Below are 21,274 nucleotides of genomic sequence, written 5' to 3'. Positions count from 1 at the left end.
TGATTTAGGGCTTTGAGACGTCGAAGTCAATGACGTTTCCATCAAGCCACTTCTAGCAAAAAGTTAGCGGCCGTTCCTGCTTTAATATGCGGGCTGTAATGCGTGGCCTTGGAAAACTTGCGTGAGCCATCTAATTTGCTTTTTACTTTATCTACCGTTAATTTCTTTTCGGCCAAAATATCTTCGTATTCCTTTTCGGCTACGCGTTTGGCTTTAAAGAGCATCATCTGGATGCGGCTATACACATTCACCGCGCCATCGCCCGTGGTTTCAATGGGCAAAAAGATAGCTTCGGGATAGCGTTCGGTAATCAAACTTTGCACACCATCAGATACACCAGAGGAGGGCATGCAACCAAAAGGTTTTACCGAAATTACCATGTGGGCTTTGCGGTGAATAACCGATTGAATAAGTTTGCCCACTTCCATATGGCCTTCGCCTCCTCGTAGTTCGTTATTGTAATGTTCTTTAGCGAGACTCGCATTCTCGTTCATATCGGTTAAGTGATAATGTTTAAGCCCCAGGATTTTTCCAAAAGTATAGAAAGTTCCCTTTAATGCTTTTTCGGCAAACCAGAGAGTGAGTTTCTTTTTGAAAATTTGAGTGGTTTTTAAACCTTTACGAGCATTCACGTCGGCTTCTTTAAGACGGGCGCGATTGGTGGTGTCTACCTTGGCTTGCCAGATGTTATAGAGTATCCAGTTTACAATCAGCTGAATATCTACCTCGGCGCCTTCTTGTTCTAAAAAGCGTTGCAGATGATAATTGCCATCGCCTTCGGTGGTCATGGCCCAAAATTCGCCAATCACACTTACTTTGGGTTTAACAATGGTGCGATCCACTTCCACCTTGTTTAAAATTTTGCGGCAGGTCCAAAGGGATTTTAAAATGGATTTCTTGGTGCGCAAGGTTTCCATAATCACGGCTTTACATTCATCAATGGCCTTATTGGTAGAGCCAGGCACTACTTCATAGGGACGAATTCTGTACATAATAGCATTTAAGGCATCGCCGGTAAAAAGTGATTTGGCAAGTGTGATATAAAAATCCTTATCCATGCGTAGCCCAGGATCGCGGCCATTCACCTGATTCATGCCACCATTGGGATCAAACAACATGACGCGGAAACCATCAAAACCCGCATCGCGCAGCGCCTTGCGGTATTCGGTAACATACATGCCAAAGCGGCAGGGGCCACAGGCACCGGCTGTTAAAAATACATGTTTGTTCATGATGTCTTCGGTGCTCCAGCCTTCTTTGTCGCGCAGGTTAGAGAGATATTTTACCAAATTACCAACGGTAAAGTAGGTGGGGTTACATTGTCCACGGTTACCAAATTCTTTTCCAAACTGCAGAGCCTCGTTATCGGGGCAATCGAGCGCTTTGATGCTGTATCCTAAACCGGCTAGCCCCGCTTGCACAAACATGTCATGTGCCATGGTTAACCCGGAAACAAGAATAGTGGTATGGGCTCGCTGGTCGCCGTAAAATTCACCCTTTTTATTATCAGTCCAAAATTTTTCGTTTTCAGAATTGGGTTCTAAACCTAATTTCTTACGTTCTTCCTCTTCAAACTTTTTCAGTTCAGCATCGACATCGATATTTCTTAATAAATTGTTAGACAGCGAAAGTTCCATGATGGACCTCCTTTTGGGGTGTGGGTTGTTTACGAATAATAGGGTGGCTATTTAAGATAAGGTCAGCGGGGAGCTCATCACTGACTCGGGTGACGGTTTCCTCGGTAAAACCAACTTCTTTTAAGAGCTCGGCGCGTTTTTGCGCCAAACGTTTTTTCAAAATATCTTCCTTGTTTTTTCCGTCCTGCAATTGTTCTTCACGCATGGAGAGTGTGTGCCCATACGTTTTAACACGGATTTTTATGGAGCCGCCTGGTTTGTTGGCGTCGATATCGTGCAAAGCCGAGTAGGGGGTGCCACTGGTGGCAATAATTTTATCGATAATGCCATAAGTGGGCGCATCGTGGCCGCATTTAAAGCTTGAGAGATCGAGCACCGCGATATTGGGATGGCGGGCCGCAAATTTGGCGGCCCATACTTTTTGTGAAGAGTTGGCCGAATAATTTTCGGGCCATACATCCTTAATGGAGAGCGGATTTGTTTTATCGTTTTGTTTTAAATCGCGTGCGTAGAGTTTTTGTAAATATTCTTTATCGTTAGGAAGAGAGCGCATCGATAAAATGGGATAACCGAGTACCTGAAACTCATCTAACACATCGTGATTTAAACCGGGGTCGGAGTGATAAGGGCGGCCCAGCATGAGGATGACCATTTTATCATTGGCTTCGGCCCAATCTAAAACTTCACGGCCTTTTTTGGTGAGTTCATCCTCGTGCATTTTAAGGCCTTTCCAGCCTTGGTTTACTGCAAAATCCGATTCGTCTTCGGTGATATCCAAAATGTGCTGAAAGGCTTCAAACATCTGCTTTTTAAAGAGTGTGGGCTCATTCAAGGTGAGTGCGGTGGATAAATAAGTAATGCCCCGTTCTTTAAAAAAATTATTTTCTTTTGTGAAAGCAGCTTTCATCACCTCGGGCGTACCGGCCACAATAGGGCACGAGGCGGTATCGACCACATCTTCCAAAAAGCTGGGAACATGCGTGAGTACAGGAAAGAAAATATAATGCAGCGGTTTTTCGGCCGTATGTTTGTGAAATAAAATATTGTGGATATGAGCCTGCGCCACTTTAGACGGGTAGCAGGGGTCGATAGATCCATACTTGCCGCCTTCGGCAAACATGTCTTCCGACGAGTAATCCGAAAAAACAATATTGTCCTCGGGAATTCCCAATGTACGAAAATAAGAAGTCCAGATAGGAGCGGTAGAATAATTGTTGAGCACGCGCGGGATCGCGATACGGATATTTTTGCGTTTTTCCAGAGCGGCTTCGCTCGATCTTACAAAATTACGTTTGATGGGAACGCGCTTGATATTGCCCAGTAGAGTTTTCTTGACCAGTATATCATCAATAGGCTGTCCATTTTGAGGAAGCGCTTCCACGGGATAAGCTTTAAAGGCCGTTTTTGATTCGTAATCAACCAGGTTGGGGTATTGCTTTTTTAATTCGTTGCGCTTGCGGGCAATTTTTACCATTTCTTCTTTGGATTCAACGGTTCCTTTTTCGCAGCTAAAGCCAGAAATGTAACGTGCGGTGTGGCCATCGGGTGTTGTGCTGTCGATGAAGGTGCGGCTGCAATTGTTGGGGCAGAAGGTGCATTTGGTTTCTTCATCGTTTTTGGCCACATAGGTAATATTGATGGCTTCATTTAAACCAATAAAATTGGAATAGCCGCGACGCTGCACCACGCGGCGTGTTTCCATGGCCGCTCCAATGGCACCGGCTTCGCCGGGATGAGGGTGTACTTTTACTTCGCAACCGGGAACGCGCTCCTTAATATAATCCACCTGGGCTTTAACCGCGGCGAGGTTATATTGTGTGCCGCCCTGTAACACAAAACTTTTCCCAAGTTCGGCCATGCGTGGAATTTGCACCACATATTGCCACACGTTTTTAGGGAGCACTTGGGCAAGTCCTGCCAAGAGTTCTTCTTTGGCAAAACCTTCTTTTTGAAAATTAACTCTATCGCTATCTAAAAACACGGCACAGCCGTACGAAAACTTGGGGGCTAAATTTGCTTTAAAGGCGGTTTCGGCATATTCGGTAACCGGTATACCAAATTGATCGGCCATGGCTTGCAGCAACATGCCATTTCCGGCAGAGCATTGGTTGGAGAGTTTAAAATTTTTGATCTCCCCATTTTGCATGAAAAGCACTTTAATATCTTGCCCGCCAATATCGCAAATTACATCGATATCACCGCAAAAATGCACGGCACTCATCATGTGGGCTACAGTTTCTACAATGTTCACATCGGCTTTTACGGTTTGTTCCAACACATCGGCGGCATAACCAGTGGCGCCAAAACCTTTTACTTCAAGTGTTGCGCCGGCGCTTTCGATGACATCTTTAATTTGTTTTAAAAGTTCTTTGGTATCTTGAATGGGATTACCTTTTGATAGTTGATAGGCTTTTAGTACAATATCGCCGTCTTCATCTACCAGCACTGCTTTGGACGAGGTAGAACCGCCATCGAGTCCAATAAATCCTTTTACAACAGAACCGGGAATAATGGTTTTGGGTTTAAATTTGGGGATCGCGTAGTCGCTTTTAAAAGTGTCCAGTTCTTCTTGTGTTTTAACAAGTGGGGCACCGGCTGTAGCGCCCAGTTTTTCTTTGCGTCCAAACTGGATGAAATTTTTGAGATCGTCCAAGCCTTTATATAGGCCCACATCGGCAGGTTCGTAGAGCCCGTAAAGAACAGCGCCATAAGCGGCATAGTATTGTGCATTTTCGGGAACAAAAACCAGTTCTTCGATGGGTACATCTTTGGGATAGGGATAATTGCGTTCGTTCCAGGTTTCGGGAATACGTTCGCGCCAGCATTGTTGGAGAAAGGGGAGATAAGTATTGGGGCCGCCGAGTAAAATTACACGGTGACGCAAAGTATTACCGCGGGTGAGTACTGAGAGATTTTGCATTACAATGGCATCGGCCAAAGAGTTGAGAATTTCTCCAGCGGGCAAACCAGATTTAACAAGATTAACGATATCCGTTTCGGCAAATACACCACATTTGGCAGCTACGTGGTGGAGTTTGGTAGAATCAAACACGAGATTGCCGCATAAGTTTTTATCGGCTCCTACTTTGATCATGCATTTATCAATAGTGGCACCGGTACCGGAGGCGCATTTATCGTTCATGGAGGTGATGGCCTGTTTTTCGCCGGTTTCTTCGTTCTTTTTAAAGATAATAATTTTGGCATCCTGGCCGCCCAGTTCGATAACCGAGCCTACATCGGGATGGAGTTTTTCAACGGCCAAGGTTACCGAGTTTACTTCTTGTACAAATTTAGCTCCAAGTGGTGTGCACAGTGGTCCAGCTCCCGAGCCGGTAATAAAGAGACGGATATTATTTTTGGGAACATAATTAAATTCGTTACCGATGCGGATGAGGAATTCGAGAACTTTTTCGGGCTGACGTGTTTCGTGGCGTTGATAATCGCTCCACAGAATTTTAAGCGTTTGGGGATCTACAACAACAGCTTTAACGGTAGTGGAGCCAACATCCATGCCAATCATCAGTTCTTGGGTCATGTTCGCGTGGATCGTAGATCGTTTATCGCAGATCGCGGGAAGAGAGGGTCTGAGGTAAGGATCTTCGAAAACCTAAAGATTTCGGTGATTTTTACGCTCTAAGATGATCTAAGTCAATAAAAAACTGACATGTCAGTACAGTCTTAATCCTACACTTCCCATTTGTATCTCTCAGAAATTCAGGAATAATCCATCATCATTAAAAGAAGCCCCTGTAGAAGGTTTATAAACTCCGATTTATTTTTCTTTTTTTACGGGCAAGCCAATTGAAGCTTTATTAAAACGGGTATTGGCTGTCATATCAAGAGCCATCTTTATTGTGGGTTACATACTATAAACAATGTTGTTAGCTTCTAAGAAGAAAATTCTTTAATGCTGCCTTTATTTATCAGCGTACTTCTGGTAGTTAACTTCTGCCGAGGATTCCATGAGAAAAAATTTAAGCTTGATCGTCTTGGTTTTGGTGGTGATATTGGTTTTTGCTTCTTTCTTTCAGGAGGATGTGCGTTCGTATATTCTCTACCGTCATCATCATGTATTTTTAATTAATGCCCTCTGGCATTTTTTGGCGGGTTATTATTTTGTTGTTTTTGCTCGGGGTGTGTTGGCCCGTTATACGGTAGACAGACCTGTGGCACTTACAGGGCAACTGGCCACGCAATTTTTGGGGGGTATGAATTTTGCCGTTTCTCTTTTGGCTATTTTAGTTATAGTTTATCCCGTAGAACCCCAAAAGCCTCTTTTTTTGTTTTTTGCCGCTGCCAACTTTTCTCAATTTGCCCTCGATTGCTTGGTCCATAAAAGAGGATATGTGAACCTCAAATTTTTGGAAATTACTATCGTGGATGGTTTAGTAACGGTACTCAATCTGTTTTATTTTTTCAGGCCTTAACCCAAGGATTTCATGTCGATTACAAAACGGTAGCGCACATCCCCGCGAATCATGCGTTCGTAAGCTTGGTTGATGAAGGCCATCGGGATGAGTTCAATATCGGATACAATCTGGTGCTTGCCACAAAAATTGAGCATCTCCTGTGTTTCGGCAATGCCTCCGATTAAAGAACCTGCCAAATTTCTTCTGGCTCCAATCAAGCTAAAAGCTTCTACCGGAGGCGCTTTGGGTGGAACACCCAGTAGTACCAGGGTGCCGTCTCGTTTTAGGAGATTTAAATACTGATTCCAATCCAAATCTACCGATACTGTATTGAGGATCAAATCAAATGATTTGGATAATTTTTTAAAAGTGGCAGCATCTGCCGTAGAGTAAAAATGCGAAGCGCCTAGTCGTAAACCATCCTCCTTTTTTTTCAGCGATTGGCTTAATACAGTTACTTCGGCTCCCATGGCTTTGGCCAGTTTAACGGCCATATGCCCTAGCCCTCCCAAGCCTACCACGGCTATTTTTTTACCAGGTCCCGCTTTCCAATGAACCAGCGGCGAGTAGGTGGTGATGCCGGCGCACAAGAGAGGAGCGGTTTTATCTAGCGCTAACGAATCAGGAATTTTAAGCACAAAATCCTCGCCCACCACAATTTGGCTTGAATACCCGCCATAAGTAGGGGTTCCGTCCTTTTCTGTAGAATTATAGGTAAAAACAAGTTTTCCCTCACAATATTGCTCCAGCCCTACTTGGCACGACGAGCACTGGCGGCACGAATCCACCATGCAGCCAACACCTACGCTATCGCCCATGTGGTACCTTTTCACGTCCTTTCCCAGGGAAATAACGGTGCCTACAATTTCGTGACCGGGAACCATGGGAAAAATGGAACCGCCCCATTCATCGCGGGCCTGATGAATATCTGAATGGCAAACACCGCAATAATCAATGCGGATTAATATATCGCGTGGTCCTAAAGCGCGACGGTTGATGGAGAGGGGGCTTAAAGGATCTTTAGGGTTGTGGGCTGCATAGGCAAAAGTAGAAGTCATTCATGTTTTTTAACGGGCCTATAGGAAATAATCAAACTCTTTTCTTTAAAGAGTAGAGGGCATTTTTGACCAAGCGGACTAACCTTGGCAATCGATTTTTGCCAGACTGCTTAACTACTATGGGACCTATTGCCAGTTTGCAGCCCCTAGTGTGTTGATGGGGGCGTTGATGGAGTTAGGTGGCAACAGCCAACAAGTTTATACATTCTTTCCATTGTATCTCTTAAAAATTCAGGCATAATCTTCCCATTATCAAAAAGGAGCCCATATGGATTACATTTCACAATTACAAAAACCCCAAAACACCCCCCAAGATATTGCGGCCGAAAATGCCCGTTTTATGTCGCGGGTTTATATGTGGATGGCTATTGGTGTGCTGTTGTCGGCTGTCACATCTATGTATGTAGCTTCTAACGAGCAACTGGTGCGACTCATTTTAATGAACAAGATTGTTTTTTACGGTTTGCTTATAGCCGAAGTTTTGTGCGTGATTAGCTTTTCGGCTTTTGTACAAAAAATATCGGCACCAGCAGCAACAGGTTTGTATTTATTTTACTGTTTCTTAACAGGCTTAACACTTTCGGTTATCTTTTTTGTTTATACACGTGAAAGTATTGTGCAGGTTTTTGGAATCACCTCATTTGCGTTTGCTGGCCTATCGGCTTTTGGTTTTATTACCAAACGCGATTTAGGGCCCGTAGGCTCGTTTTGCATGATGGGGCTTTGGGGTATGATTGGTTTTGGACTTCTTTCACTCTTTTTTCCATCGATGATGACGTCTACGGCAAGCAAGGTTTATGGTATTGTAGGAGTTATTGTGTTTGCAGGGCTTACCGCGTACGACACGCAAAAAATTAAAGCGACGAACATTATTGGAAACGAAGGAACAGCGGAGGATCATAAAGAAGCCATTCATGGGGCGCTCATTTTATATCTCGATTTTATTAATTTGTTTTTAAGTTTGCTGCGCCTCATGGGCAAGAAAAAGTAACATTTTTGGCCGATGCAAAAAATTACGATCTACAGGCCCGATGTAAATTTTGAGCGTCAATATCCAGGCCAGCAAAACAGAAAAAACAAATACGACGCAGCCTTTAGCATCCTTGGCTTATCAGCAGGTTTCCGAGGGTTCGCACGTTCATGTTGAGCCTGTTTTAGATAAACCCGGTTATCATCCCGAAATATTTTTTAATAAGCCCATGCGTATGGCTGTGGGCGATGATGGGAGTGAACTTGCCGATAAAACTATTATGGTGGCCAGTCACTTTGCGTTTTTATATCAAAGTCAGCTTTCGGTTTATGCTGTTTTGCCACAAGGAAGTTCGCCTTCTATAGAACGCGAGCAAAATATAAAGCAGCTTTTTGAACCCACGCCAGGAGTAAGCACGCATGATTATAATTTGGGGTTTGTGTATGGATATGGTGAGGATGCAGCCAGCGAGTTAAATAGGATGGGGGTGAGTTCTGGTTGTGATTGGTTGTTTTTAGGATGCGAGGGCAAAAGTAATTTTGATGCGTTTAGGCAGGGGAGTGTAGCGTACGAGCTTATTTTGCATTCGCCTTTATCGCTGGTACTGGTTCATCCACAGTCAAAAACCGCTGCCTATAAACACATTCTTGTTCCGTTTGATGGCACAAGTTATGCGCTTATTGCCTTACGTAAGGCACTTGATTTTGCGCGTTTAACACATGCACAAATTTCGGTGGTGCATGTTCATGCACCCAACTCTTTTGCTGTAAACGAAGAAATAAAAATTGAAAAGGCTCTTGAGCTAGCTAATTGGCAGGGGCAGAATCACGAGTATCAAAACGTAAAAGGGCATTTTACCGATGCTATGGCGGCAATAGGGCAAAAAGAAGAGGTGGATTGTGTGATGATGGCAGCTCCCCCGCATGGGAACGAAAGCATTTTAAGCCATCATTCGCATGCTATTGCAGTGGCTCAAAATTTAAAAGCTGTGCTTGTTCTTTTAAGGCAATAAAAAACCCCGCGTTTGCGGGGCTTTTTATTTGTACTACACAAATTGTAACGGGGTTTATTCCCAGCGACGGGGACGGTCTCCGCCACGGCGTTCACCACGGTCATTGCCGCGATCACCGCCACGGTCTCCACCACGACCACCACCAAAACCGCCACGGCCACCGCCGCCGCGTCCGCCACCAAAACCACCACGGCCACCGCCACGGTTGAAAGGACGGTCACCACGAGGTTCCATCGGCTTAGCTTCATTAGCTTTTAATGTGCGTCCACCCACTTCTTTTCCGTTTAAACCATTAATGGCTTTATCGGCATCGTCATCGTTTGCATATTCAACGAATCCGAAACCTTTGGATTGACCCGTAAACTTGTCCATAATCACTTTTGCAGAAGCGACTTGACCAAATTCGGCGGCCATTTGGTTTAATTGTTCATCATCAACAGAATAGGGAAGGCTCCCTACGTATACTTTCTTACTCACAAACACTCCTTATAGGTTGTTTTTATTTTCGACTTGATCCAGCTTTATGCTGTAATCCTCGAAGATTATTGATACAGGCATCAAACGAATTGAGGGGCCTAAAATTGGGGTAGACCAGTTGTCGGCTAAGCTCGAATTGATTTGTGCAAACACGACCTCAAGGTAGCATAAGGGTTAGATAAAGAGCAATGTTTTGTTTAAATAAAAATAAAACGCTTAAGTTAGCGCCTGTAGTGTGGTTTAAAGTCTATAAAAAACAGTATCTTAAGTATATATATCTAACGTGATACATTATAAGGGAATATCGGTAGTTAAGATGTTGATTGAAGCTGTTGCTTCTAGTGCTCGTGCCGGCATGCCTTGGCCAGCTGAAGCTGATTTGTCAAAGCCATGCTCGGTAGGTTCATCGGTAAAGGGGCTTAAGGCTTCAATGAGTTGAGTAAGTCCGCCCACTATGAGGCTTTTATGAAACCAAATCGGGAAGAAGTTTTCTAAAATTTTTGCATCCCCTTTCCAGGGAGTGCCGTAATTAATGCGAATCATGGCACACAAAATTTGCTCGCGTTGAGGACGAGAAACGCTCTTAAACGACCTGTGAAAAAAGCTAAAAATGCGACTGTCATTCATAGAAATATAGCTTCAAGTAATGTTTTTTTTAATTTTTTTCAAGAAAAAATATGTGAATTTTCTGTGTTTTCATTTATAAAAGGAAACTCAACCCTTATAGGAGGATTTTTTTATGCCATTTCGTTTACGTATGAAGAGCCTTTTCTTTTTAGCTTTTTTAGTGGTTTTAACGGGATGTGAATCGCAAATTAAACAAGTTATACAAAAGCTCGCTGGTAGCGACCCTACACCGCCTCCGGTGCAGGCGCCTGCTTCCACATCGCAGCCAACTGCAGTGCAGCCTCAGGGTTCTTCTACGTCTCCCCAAGACCCAAGTACCTTTATGCCAGTAGGGCAGCCTGCAACAAATCCTTCTGGATTTCCCTCGGTGGGTACAGCACGTAGCACTATTGATAACAGAAGTCAGGTTGAGTTGAAATCGGGTTGGGCGGTAACCACCGGTTTAAACGATAAGGCCGACATCCAAATTGAAAATGTTACTAAGAACCTATATTTCATTTCTCTAAGTGAAGCTAAGGCTAACTTGGAAAAGTCGATGTTTTTGGAAAAATATTCCGAACTCACTCGCCAAAATTTAATTCGTCCGTTAACCGATGTACGTTATAGTGCGCCGGTTTATAAAACAATTGGTGGCTACAAGGCTCTGCAATATGAAATTACAGCCAAGAGTGATAATTTAGATATTTGGTATTTTCATACTATTGTAGAAACACCTACAAATTATCATCAGCTTATTAGCTGGACGTTAAAAGATACTTTTTCGCCTAATCGCACCGAGCTTGAAAGTGTGATTGATAGTTTTAAAGAGTTATAATCTTTGATGCGAGGGGTGTAGGGTATTTTGTGAAGAATTAACCCTTCACCCTTCACCCTTCACCCTTTACTTTTTACTTGTCCTCCGTTAAAAAAAACGCCCTCATTGCCACATTTGCTGTTTTCTTTAGCCGCATTGCGGGGTTAATCCGTGAGATGGTGTTTGCTTTCTTTTTTGGGGCGGGGCCTGCCCTTGATGCCTTTATTACAGCCTTTCGTATTCCCAATCTCTTGCGTGATCTGTTTGCCGAAGGAGCACTCTCGCAGAGTTTTGTGAGTGTGTTTTCAAAAAAAATGGTGACGGATGGTGACGAAGCGGCTTTTCGTCTGGCCAGCCGGCTTAAAATATTTGTTCTTATTTTTCTTGGAATTATCTGTGCATTGGGAATTATATTTGCGCCGCAGATTGTTACGCTTTTAGCCAGCGGTTTTTCTCCCGAAAAAAGGGAACTTACCATTCAACTTACCCGTGTGTTGTTTCCTTTCATTCTTTTTGTATCACTCGCGGCCGTTTGTATGGGCATGCTTAATGCCAAGGGAAAATTTGGCCTGCCACAATCGGCTTCCACCTTTTTTAATATCAGTTCCATCATTGCGGGTTTGTTTTTTTCTTTTTTGCTTTCTCCGCAGATGATGACTTCCAGTTTTAAATATCTCGTGCAGGGAGGAGACAAGCCTGTTTATGCGGCCTTTGAAATTGTCCAGGCTATTTTGGGGATGGCCATCGGCACTTTGTTGGGAGGTCTGGTGCAATGGATTATTCAGGTGCCGTTGTTATTTAAGCTGGGGTTCAGGTTTCATTTTCCACGTCCTCTTTTTGACGATAATCTTAAAAAAGTTTTGCTTTTAACGCTGCCCTCCATTGTGGGGGCCAGTGCCGTGCAGGTGAATGTTTTAATCAACACCAACTTTGCCAGTTATTTAGCGGATGGCAGTATTTCGTGGTTATCCTATGCTTTTCGTTTCATGCAGTTTCCCATCGGCCTTTTTGGTGTGGCGGTAAGTTTGGCCACAGCTCCTGCTTTGGCTCGTTTGCTGGCCCAGGGAAAAGAAGGGGAGTTGAGACAAACACTGAAAGGTTCTATTCAGATGACACTTTTTTTATGTGTGCCATCGGCTTTGGGTTTAATGGTTTTTGCAAAACCTATTATCAGCCTTATTTATCAATACGGGCATTTTACCGATTATGATGCTTATCAAACAGCTCTGGCGCTAAAGGCCTATGCGATGGGGCTTGGATTTTATGCCCTTATTAAAGTTTATCAGCCGGCTTTTTTAGCTTTTGATGATGCCAAATTACCCATGCGGGTGTCACTTATTTCCATCGCGGTTAATTTTGTGTTGGGATATTTAATGGTTTTTTATTTTCACTTTTCTCATTGGGGATTGGCACTGTCCACGTCTCTTGTAGCCTCCATTAATTTTGCGCTGTTGGCTTTTTTCTTTAAAAAGAAGGCGAGTGATGTTTGGGATAATGAGTTGATTGCTACTACGTTTAAAATTATTCTCGCATCAGCTGTATCGGTAGGAGCGGGTTTTGCTTTGCAGCTGGTATTACCCCACGGCAGATTATTTGTCCCCCTTGTTCCCATTTTACTGACCTCTCTTGTTTATATGGCTATTTCCAATGCGCTCAGGTTGGAGGAAGCTACGGCGTTAATGCAGTCCATCAAAAGAAAAATTAGACTTTGACGAAGATTTTAAAATCATTTAATTTTCCACAAATTTTAATTTGGAGGTCTTATGAAAAAGGGTGTGCTTTTTATTTTTCTTTTATCAGCTGTGATTAATGGTTGTGGTAAAAAGGAGGAAGCGGTTGCTCCCAAAAAAGAAGAGCCGGTAGAACAGAGTGCTCCGGCTGCAAATCCCGACAGGGCCATTTTGGCTGCTTTTGGAGCGTTGCCTCCCGTGATGGAGAGCACCGATAACCCTGTTACCGAAGAAAAAGTAAATCTGGGGCGCCAGTTGTATTTCGATAAACGTTTGTCCAAAAACCATGATGTTTCGTGTAACAGTTGCCACGGTTTAAGTACTTTTGGTGTGGATAACAAAGCGGTTTCGGAGGGGCATAAGGGGCAGAAGGGCGGGCGTAATTCACCCACGGTTTATAATGCCGCCGGTCATTTTGTACAATTCTGGGATGGGCGAGCTCCCACGGTGGAAGAACAGGCCAAAGGGCCGGTGCTTAATCCCGTTGAAATGGCCATGAAAGATGAAGCCAGTGTGATTGCCTTGTTGAAATCGATTCCTGGTTATGTGGAAAGCTTTGGAAAGGCTTTTCCGGGCGAAGCCGACCCTGTTACCTACAACAATTTTGGAAAAGCCATCGGTGCTTTTGAGCGCGGGCTTACAACCCCATCTGCTTTTGATGCCTATATTAACGGTGACGACAAGGCGCTGACGGATGCCGAAAAAGCCGGGCTTAAAAAGTTTGTGGATACCGGTTGTATTACCTGCCACATGGGGACTTATGTGGGAGGTGCCATGTATCAAAAGCTGGGGCTGATTATTCCATATCCCGATCAGAGCGATTTGGGGCGTTTTGATCACACCAAAAACGAAGCCGATAAAATGTTTTTTAAAGTGCCCTCACTGCGCAATGTAGCCAAAACGGCGCCGTATTTTCATAACGGCAAGGTGGCTTCTCTGGATGAAGCGGTGGTGTTGATGGGCAAACACCAGCTGGGCAAAGATTTATCGGGTGATGATGTGGCCTCGATTATTACTTTTTTAAACACACTTACCGGTAAGCTGCCCACCACTTATATTGAGGAACCTGTTTTACCACCGAGCAGCCCCACAACACCGGCTGCCGATCCGAATTAACCAATTGCTTATATAATGAATGTAAAAAGCCCCCTTATTGAAGGGGGCTTTTTGTTTAGGGTTTAATCTGATGATGACTTGACACCTGAAAACCTAATTTTTTTTGGGGGGATGGGGCCTCTTCTAGTTCTGGATATTTTAAAAAAGCACAGTAATTTCAATGGTTATAATTTGGCATATCTGTTGCAATAAATCCTACATGTTTAACTGGGCGGAAAATGGAAAAGGGGCATTTTTATGAAAAATACAATCTTAACAACTTTGGTTTTATTGATGGGTTTTAGCTTTATGAAATTTGCTTATGCTGGAGATTATAATTTTAATAAGAAGGTAGTTGTTCCTGATGTGAGTTCGAGCCAATTTGTTATGGCGAAAAATGCAGAGGATGCTTGTTGTGATGCTGCTGCTAATGTGGTGGCTGTGTGTCAGATAACTCATTATCCGGCTGTATGTATGCAAGAAATAAAATCTGCCGCGAAAGTGTGTGATATTGATGTTAGTGGCATATATTTGCAGGATTATCAGGGCTTTGTTAATATGGACAACACTTGTAGTTTTGATGATTCAAGTATTATTGAGCAGGCATCTCTATCAAACATGGTTCGTAACATGCCGCAGGACTAAATATAAAGTTTTTACTCTTGAATAGCCCCGGCTCAGCCCGGGGCTTTTTTATTTAAACTCAATCGTATCATTTTTCCCGAGCGTAGCCTTAATCGTATCGCCTTCCTTAAATTTTCCTTCGAGCACTTCAATTGCTAATGGGTCTTGAATCATTTTTTGAATGGCGCGTTTGAGAGGGCGGGCGCCGTAAACAGGGTCGAATCCTATCTTTGCAAGGTTATCCAGTACATTTTCATCCACTTTAATTTTTAAATTACGACGAGAGAGGAGTTTTTGCAGATGTCCCATTTGGATGGACACGATATGACGAATGTTTTCCTCACTGAGCGGGCTAAAGAAAATAATATCGTCCACGCGGTTTAAAAATTCGGGCTTGAATGATTTTTTTAAAATTTCCATCACGCCCGCTTCCGCTTTTTTCATGTTGCTTTCTTCCAGCAGGAGTTGCGAGCCGATATTGCTCGTCATGATAATCACCGCATTTTTAAAATCTACCGTTCTTCCCTGACCGTCGGTTAAACGACCGTCATCTAAAATCTGGAGCAGAATGTTGAAGACATCCGGATGCGCTTTTTCAATTTCATCGAGCAAAATAACGGCGTAGGGTCGACGACGTACGGCTTCGGTTAAATATCCGCCTTCATCATAGCCCACATAGCCTGGAGGTGCGCCAATCAGGCGGGATACAGAATGCTTTTCCATAAACTCCGACATGTCAATGCGCACCATGGCTTGTTCATTATCAAATAAAAATTCGGCTAAAGCTTTGGCGGTTTCGGTTTTACCTACACCGGTGGGCCCTAAAAACATAAACGAACCAATGGGGCGGTGCTCATCCTGCAAACCTGCACGGGCGCGGCGGATGGCGTTGGAAACTTTGATGACGGCGCTTTCCTGGCCTACCACGCGTTCTTTTAAGCGTTCTTCCATGCGGAGCAGCTTTTTGGCTTCGCCCTCCAGCATTTTGGAAACCGGAATACCTGTCCAGCGGGCTACAATGCCGGCAATATCTTCTTCGCCCACTTCTTCGCGCAGCATTTTTTGATCTTTCTGAAGCTCGGCCAGTTTCTTGTTTTGATCTTCCAGATTTTTAGCAAGCTCATGCAGCTTGCCGTATTTAAGTTCGGCGGCTTTGTTTAAATCTCCATCGCGCTCGGCACGTTCGGCCAAAATTTTGGTTTGTTCAATTTCTTCTTTAATAGCTCTAATTTTTTGAATGGCATTTTTTTCGCTTTGCCAATGTGCTTTAAGCGTGCCCGATTTTTCTTTTAACTCCGATAGTTCCTGATCAATTGCTTTTAAACGTGTTTTACTTGCCAGATTGTCTTCTTTAGAAAGAGCCTGTTTTTCGATGGAAAGCTGCATTACTTTACGTTCAATTTCATCGATAGGAGCAGGCATGGAAGCAATTTCAATGCGTAACTTGGAAGCCGCTTCATCCACCAGATCGATTGCTTTATCGGGTAAAAAACGATCACTAATGTAACGGTGGGAGAGGGTAGCGGCTGCTACCAAGGCGGCATCCTGAATTTTAACGCCGTGATGCACTTCGTATTTTTCTTTAAGCCCGCGTAAAATGGCAATGGTGTCTTCCACCGTTGGTTCGCCCACATACACCTGCTGAAAACGGCGTTCTAAGGCCGGATCTTTTTCGATGTACTTGCGGTATTCATCGAGTGTTGTAGCACCAACGCAACGCAGCTCTCCTCGCGCTAAAGCGGGTTTAAGCATGTTGGAGGCATCCATCGAGCCTTCGGCGCCACCGGCGCCTACCAAAGTATGAAGCTCATCAATAAATAAAATAATTTCACCGTTAGACGAGGATATTTCTTTTAGTACCGCTTTTAAACGGTCTTCGAATTCGCCGCGGTATTTGGTGCCGGCAATAAGAGCGCCTAAATCGAGTGCTACAACTTTTTTATTTTTTAAAGTTTCAGGTATGTCGCCATTGGCAATTCTTATTGCTAAACCTTCCACAATAGCAGTTTTACCAACGCCCGGTTCACCAATTAAAACTGGATTATTTTTAGTGCGGCGGGAGAGTACTTGCACCACACGGCGTACTTCCTCGTCACGACCAATGACGGGATCAATCTTGCCTTGGCGTGCAATCGCTGTTAAGTCGCGCGCGTACTTTTCTAAAACCTGATATTTTTCTTCGGGATTTTGATCGGTAATGCGTTGATTACCACGTATATCAACCAGCGATTTAAGCAGGGCATCGGCTGTTACACCGTTTTTGGTTAAAATTTTCTGAGCGGGCAAATCTTTTTGGCTTAAATAAGCCAGTAATAAATGTTCGGTAGAAACGAAATCGTCTTTTAAGCGGGTTGCTTCTTTAGTGGCTTCGTTAATGAGAATGCGAATTTTGGGCGACATGTATTCGCCGGCAGCTCCCTCAACTTTAGGGAGTTTTGCTAATTCACGTTCTACATCGTTTGTAAGGCTTATTGTATTTATCCCCATTTTTTGAAGGAGGGGAGTAATGAGGCCGTCTTTTTGTTTCAGTAAAGCATTGAGCAAATGCTCGGCATTCATTTCCTGATGGCTCATTTCAAGCGCCGTATTTTGCGCATCGGCCAGAGCTTCTTGTGCTTTAATTGTGAGCTTGTCGGTTCTCATTATTCTTTTCTAAACGCGATGTAAAAAATTTGCCCATCGCGCACTAAACTTAAGCGTACAATTTTACCGGGTTGCACGGCATTGTATTTGGCCACAAAAGTTTTCATACCATCCACTACCGTATTATTAATTTCTACCAGTACATCTCCTGCAGCTATACCCAAAGCATCGGCATCGCCAGAGGGTTTAACCTGAGTTACCAAAACACCGGCCCGGTAGCTTGATAATTCTTGCTGTGTTAACTCGCGCACCACCATGTCCATGCCGGCTATTGTGGTTTCGGCCAAATTACCACCAGCCAGCGAGGCGTTGGGATCGTCTAAGGAACCCAGGGTAATGGTACGCTCGTACTTGGAGCCTCCTTGCATAAACACAATTTTGGCCTGGCTGCCCGGCAGCGCCTTGGCTACCAACGTAGGGAGCATGTGGGCATTGTCAACCTTTTCACCGTTAAATTCTAAAACAATATCTCCGGCTTTTATTCCAGCTTTGTCGGCAGGGCCTCCCTTAACTACGGTACCAATAACCGAGCCTGTAGCCTGGGTTAAACCCAAAGCCTTTATTTCGTCGCTTGTCATTTCTCTAATAGCCACGCCCAGCCAGCCGCGCGAGACAGAACCTTTGCTAATAAGCTGCGGTACTATATCTTTTGCAATATTAATGGGGATAGCAAAGCCTAAGCCTTGGCCTGTAGCAATGATGGCTGTATTGATGCCAATCACTTCGCCGTTGGTATTAAAAAGAGGGCCGCCCGAATTGCCGGGGTTAATGGAGGCATCGGTTTGAATAAAATCGTCATACGGGCCAGCGCCCAGCACGCGTGCTTTGGCCGATACAATGCCAGCGGTGACAGTGTGACCCAAGCCAAAGGGGTTACCAATGGCCACCACCCAGTCGCCCACGTTCATGTCATCCGAATTACCCAGGCTGGTGTAGGGGAAGGGACCTTGGCCGTCTATTTTAAGCACGGCAATATCCAACTTTTGATCGCGTCCCACCGCTTTGGCGTTAAACTCGCGGCCGTCATCCAGTTTTACCGAAATTTCATCGGCTCCCTGAATAACGTGAAAATTGGTGAGTACATAGCCTTCTTCGTTAATAATAAATCCGGTTCCTAAGCTGTAGGCTTCTTTGGAAGCATTTTGCTGATTGTTGCGATAGGGGTTGTTAAAAAATGGATTGCCTGCATAAGGATTTTGACGCACTTCTTTTGCGGTAGAAACGTTAACAACCGCCGGTTTTACTTTTTTAACCAGTTCGGCAAAACTATTAGGTTGTGCAATGCCAATGGCAGCAGGCATGCCTAGAGGATTAGAATTGGTGTGAAAGTAGTTTTCGTCAGGCTTGGTATTTGTTGTGTTATGAGTTGCAGCAGGGTTGGGCGGCAGATTGGATTTTTGATCGAGCAGTGTATTGGCTAAAAAATAAGATCCAATAATGACGGCTAAAAAGATAATAATAAGCGATTTATTTTGTTTCATAAGTTTTTATTTTTTGGCTTCGTTAATTTTGTTGGTTACTTCTACATACACCATCCGTAATTCGTAAATTACCTGCTTTAACATTTGCGCTTCTTCTTCGTCTAAATTGCCACGTGTTTTGTCTTCGAGCATGGCTAAAATATCAATGCTTTGTTTGGCGCTGGCCAAATTGATGCGTACTTGATTGGTAACGGGGTTGGGCATAAGGCCCAACGCCATTTGAATGGAAGAGGCGAGTGAGAAAATAAATTGTGGAAAACTGATGTCGTAATCACCTTTTGGAGAAGGGGTCCGGGGTTCGGGGTCCGGGGTTCGTGAAGAAGGTATTTGTTGAGACTCAGGAGCAGCTTGTGGTGGCGGAGCTTTGGGTGCTGGAGGAGGTGTTTTGGGAAGTGGTTTTTGTGCAATTTCTTCGGGGGCCTCATCCCGCATGCTGCCATCGGTGTTAAATCTACGTCGGTCTACTACTTTAATAGGACCGTCATTCTTTTCTTCGTCACGCATATGCCCTCCAAGTATTTGGATTTATAGTCCTTATTTATTACACGTCAAGCTCCCGTTTGGTGAAATTTTTTTAAGGGAGCGTCCATAAACTAACCATAGGGGTTAGTTTGCGGTAGAGTAGGGTTTGGGAGGCGGTGTATGAGGCTTTAAGTATGAGCCCAGCATTTTTCGCCAGTTTTTGAACGGCTATCCATTCTTCATCGCCCTGGTTAATGATCAGCACCTGCCCATTGGCATTTAAGGTTTGCGCCACATGTTTAAAAAAAAGCTCCGGTTTAAACTCCGAAAGAGGAAGCCCCCAGCGAATAAGCGGTTCGGAAATAACAAAAGGATAAAAGAGAGTGATGATATCCGTTTTTTCGCTAAAATTTAAAAAATTGATGGGTAAATAACGGCTACGGCCTATTTGTTTTAAATAAAACTCGGCGTAACTCTTGCGGGTATGCAAGTCATCGTACAATACAAAAGCATCCAACTCAATGCCGGTAAGGCTTTGGGGCTTAAAAAATATTTCAAGTGTTTTGGCGTAATAAAAATTTTTACTGCCCACATCGCACACGTTTTTATTTTGTGGAAGAATCCAGTTCCATTTTTTTTGGACGGTGCCCAGTAAATGGAGGAGGTGGTAGTTTTCGAGGCTGTTGCCTCGATTGAGAGTATCTTCAAATTTAATTTGATACTGTTTAGAGAGTTTTTCTATTTCATTTTTTGTTTCGGGCTGAAGGTCGTTTAGGGCGCGAGCTGATACTTCGGAATAATTACTACGGCTTAAATGCACGTGACGGCGGATGAAATAAAAAATAGAGTTTAAGAAGGAACGGATTTTGAGGAAGAGAGACATAAGAGTAACCCACCACTGTCTCCTCCCTCCTCGAAGTGGCCCCTGTGGGGTAATTTAAGGGAGGAGGACTTTCTTCGCTCCTCCCACTTAAATTAAGGGGGAGGACGGGAGGGGGTTAGAGCCCCATCAACTTCGATATAATTTCATTCATCACCTCCGATGTACCGGCACCAATATTATATAAACGTACATCGCGATACATGCGGGCAATATCGTATTCTTCCATATAGCCGGCTCCACCGTGAAATTGCATGCATTCGTAGGCCACTTTGTTGGCCAGTTCCGTGGCAAACATTTTGGCCATGGAAATTTCTTTAACGGCCGGGAGTTCGCGATTATGCAAATCGGTGGCGCGATACACCAGTTCTTGTGCGGCTTCAATCTCTGTCGCTAACTCGGCAAAGCGATGTTTCCATACCTGAAACTTAATAATAGGGCGTCCAAAAGCTTCGCGGGTTTGGCCGTAGGCAATAGCATCTTCTAACATCATGCGCATGCCGGCCACACTCATGATGGCAGCAATGAGACGTTCGCCTTGGAAATTGGTCATAATATAATAAAAACCAAAATTTTCTTGTCCTAAAAGGTTTTTAGCGGGCACGCGGCAGTTTTCAAAACTGAGTTCGTGTGTGTTAGATGAATGATTCCCCAGTTTTTCGAGACGGCGGCCAATGTTAAAGCCGGGGGTTTGTTTGCCGTTTTTATCGCGCGTAGGAAAAAGAATAAAACTTACTCCCTTATGGGCACTATCCCAGTTTTCTTTGGTAAGGGCCGGGCCGGTGCGTACGGCTAAAATAATAAAATCGGCGCGTGAGCCGTTGGTAATATAAGTTTTAGCACCATTAATAATGTAATCATCGCCCTCGCGGCGGGCGGTGGTGCGGATATGGGCTACATCGGAGCCGGCACCAGGTTCGGTAACGCCCAGCGCGGCGATTTTTTCGCCTTTAATAGCAGGGACTAAAAATTCCTGTTTTTGTTCTTCGGTGCCCAGTTTATTGAGAGCCGGGGTGGTCATATCGGTATGTACCATCACATCCATTACAAAACCATTGGCGCGGGTGCGCACCATTTCTTCGCAAAAAGCTACTTTGTACCAAAAGTCGCATCCGCTCCCACCATATTTTTCATCGTAATTAATCCCAAAAAATCCCTGCTCGGCAAGCTTGGTAAACACTTCGCGAGGTACATTTTTATCTTTTTCCCATTGTTTGGCGTGGGGAGCGAGTTCCTTTTCTACATAGCTGCGGACAGACTTGCGGAAAATTTCGTGATCGGGGGTAAAGTAGGGACGGTTTTCGGTATGACTCATGGGGGTTCTCCTTAAAAATTAGTTCTAGCCATTTACAGGCAGATTTCTATAATGCAAAAAA

General features: G+C 44.1%; 17 protein-coding genes. 7 read left to right on the top strand and 10 right to left on the bottom strand.

The annotated features are described in order from the left end of the window. Nucleotides 1-41: 41 nt before the first annotated feature. A complete protein-coding gene (locus tag K1X76_04550; protein ID MBX7148332.1) occupies nucleotides 42-1,637 on the bottom strand; it encodes a 2-hydroxyglutaryl-CoA dehydratase in 1,596 nt (531 codons plus the stop codon). After that, entirely contained in the window at nucleotides 1,618-5,172 is a 3,555-nt protein-coding gene (locus tag K1X76_04545; protein MBX7148331.1) for a CoA activase, read from the bottom strand. The genes K1X76_04550 and K1X76_04545 overlap by 20 nt, the downstream gene beginning before the upstream one ends. 427 nt (nucleotides 5,173-5,599) lie before the next feature. Here K1X76_04545 and K1X76_04540 point away from each other — a divergent pair, with 427 nt between their 5' ends. Beyond that, nucleotides 5,600-6,064, top strand: a complete 465-nt coding sequence (locus K1X76_04540) for a hypothetical protein (GenBank protein MBX7148330.1) — start codon at nucleotides 5,600-5,602, stop codon at nucleotides 6,062-6,064. On the opposite strand, the gene K1X76_04535 is transcribed toward K1X76_04540, so the two are convergent. After that, nucleotides 6,061-7,104, bottom strand: a complete 1,044-nt coding sequence (locus K1X76_04535) for an NAD(P)-dependent alcohol dehydrogenase (protein ID MBX7148329.1) — start codon at nucleotides 7,102-7,104, stop codon at nucleotides 6,061-6,063. The two genes, K1X76_04540 and K1X76_04535, sit on opposite strands and share 4 nt — an antisense overlap. A gap of 268 nt (nucleotides 7,105-7,372) precedes the next feature. On the opposite strand from K1X76_04535, the gene K1X76_04530 reads away from it, so the two are divergent. Both K1X76_04530 and K1X76_04525 read left to right on the top strand, forming a co-directional pair. Next, the gene (locus tag K1X76_04530; protein ID MBX7148328.1) at nucleotides 7,373-8,095 is read left to right on the top strand and encodes a Bax inhibitor-1/YccA family protein; all 723 of its coding nucleotides are present in this window, start codon (nucleotides 7,373-7,375) and stop codon (nucleotides 8,093-8,095) included. Between the two features lie 49 nt (nucleotides 8,096-8,144). After that, entirely contained in the window at nucleotides 8,145-9,086 is a 942-nt protein-coding gene (locus tag K1X76_04525) for a universal stress protein (protein ID MBX7148327.1), read from the top strand. 54 nt (nucleotides 9,087-9,140) lie between these two features. Here the strand turns inward: K1X76_04525 and K1X76_04520 are convergent, their stop codons facing one another. Both K1X76_04520 and K1X76_04515 read right to left on the bottom strand, forming a co-directional pair. Continuing rightward, entirely contained in the window at nucleotides 9,141-9,563 is a 423-nt protein-coding gene (locus tag K1X76_04520; GenBank protein MBX7148326.1) for an RNA-binding protein, read from the bottom strand. 291 nt (nucleotides 9,564-9,854) lie between these two features. Next, complete coding sequence (locus K1X76_04515; GenBank protein ID MBX7148325.1) at nucleotides 9,855-10,190, bottom strand: hypothetical protein; 336 nt, start codon at nucleotides 10,188-10,190, stop codon at nucleotides 9,855-9,857. 112 nt (nucleotides 10,191-10,302) lie between these two features. Between K1X76_04515 and K1X76_04510 the strand changes: the two genes are divergently transcribed. From K1X76_04510 to K1X76_04495, 4 genes are all read left to right on the top strand, one after another. Further along, complete coding sequence (locus K1X76_04510) at nucleotides 10,303-11,004, top strand: hypothetical protein (GenBank protein MBX7148324.1); 702 nt, start codon at nucleotides 10,303-10,305, stop codon at nucleotides 11,002-11,004. A 77-nt stretch (nucleotides 11,005-11,081) separates the two neighbouring features. Beyond that, nucleotides 11,082-12,695 (top strand): murein biosynthesis integral membrane protein MurJ, encoded by a 1,614-nt coding sequence (gene murJ, locus K1X76_04505; protein ID MBX7148323.1) that lies wholly within the window; start codon nucleotides 11,082-11,084, stop codon nucleotides 12,693-12,695. 51 nt (nucleotides 12,696-12,746) lie between these two features. Then, nucleotides 12,747-13,829, top strand: a complete 1,083-nt coding sequence (locus K1X76_04500; GenBank protein MBX7148322.1) for a cytochrome-c peroxidase — start codon at nucleotides 12,747-12,749, stop codon at nucleotides 13,827-13,829. Between the two features lie 237 nt (nucleotides 13,830-14,066). Further along, nucleotides 14,067-14,453 (top strand): hypothetical protein, encoded by a 387-nt coding sequence (locus tag K1X76_04495; GenBank protein ID MBX7148321.1) that lies wholly within the window; start codon nucleotides 14,067-14,069, stop codon nucleotides 14,451-14,453. 48 nt (nucleotides 14,454-14,501) lie between these two features. Here K1X76_04495 and clpB read toward each other — a convergent pair whose 3' ends face one another. From clpB to K1X76_04470, 5 genes are all read right to left on the bottom strand, one after another. After that, nucleotides 14,502-17,075, bottom strand: coding sequence for an ATP-dependent chaperone ClpB (gene clpB, locus K1X76_04490; GenBank protein MBX7148320.1), 2,574 nt, complete (start codon nucleotides 17,073-17,075; stop codon nucleotides 14,502-14,504). Continuing rightward, the gene (locus K1X76_04485) at nucleotides 17,075-18,556 is read right to left on the bottom strand and encodes a Do family serine endopeptidase (protein ID MBX7148319.1); all 1,482 of its coding nucleotides are present in this window, start codon (nucleotides 18,554-18,556) and stop codon (nucleotides 17,075-17,077) included. Before K1X76_04485 ends, clpB begins: the two co-directional genes overlap by 1 nt. 6 nt (nucleotides 18,557-18,562) lie before the next feature. After that, the gene (locus K1X76_04480) at nucleotides 18,563-19,060 is read right to left on the bottom strand and encodes a DUF1844 domain-containing protein (protein MBX7148318.1); all 498 of its coding nucleotides are present in this window, start codon (nucleotides 19,058-19,060) and stop codon (nucleotides 18,563-18,565) included. A 70-nt stretch (nucleotides 19,061-19,130) separates the two neighbouring features. After that, nucleotides 19,131-19,901 carry a hypothetical protein gene (locus tag K1X76_04475; protein ID MBX7148317.1) on the bottom strand — a complete coding sequence of 257 codons (771 nt, stop codon included), beginning with the start codon at nucleotides 19,899-19,901 and terminating at the stop codon, nucleotides 19,131-19,133. A gap of 115 nt (nucleotides 19,902-20,016) precedes the next feature. Further along, on the bottom strand, nucleotides 20,017-21,213 hold the full coding sequence (locus K1X76_04470; GenBank protein ID MBX7148316.1) for an acyl-CoA dehydrogenase family protein: 1,197 nt from the start codon (nucleotides 21,211-21,213) through the stop codon (nucleotides 20,017-20,019). Nucleotides 21,214-21,274 lie beyond the last annotated feature (61 nt).

The sequence above is a fragment of the bacterium genome (genome assembly GCA_019695305.1).
Lineage (GTDB): Bacteria > UBA10199 > UBA10199 > UBA10199 > JAIBAG01 > JAIBAG01.
Note: the sequence above shows the minus strand (reverse complement) of the source record. Positions and strands in the feature narration are given on the sequence as shown.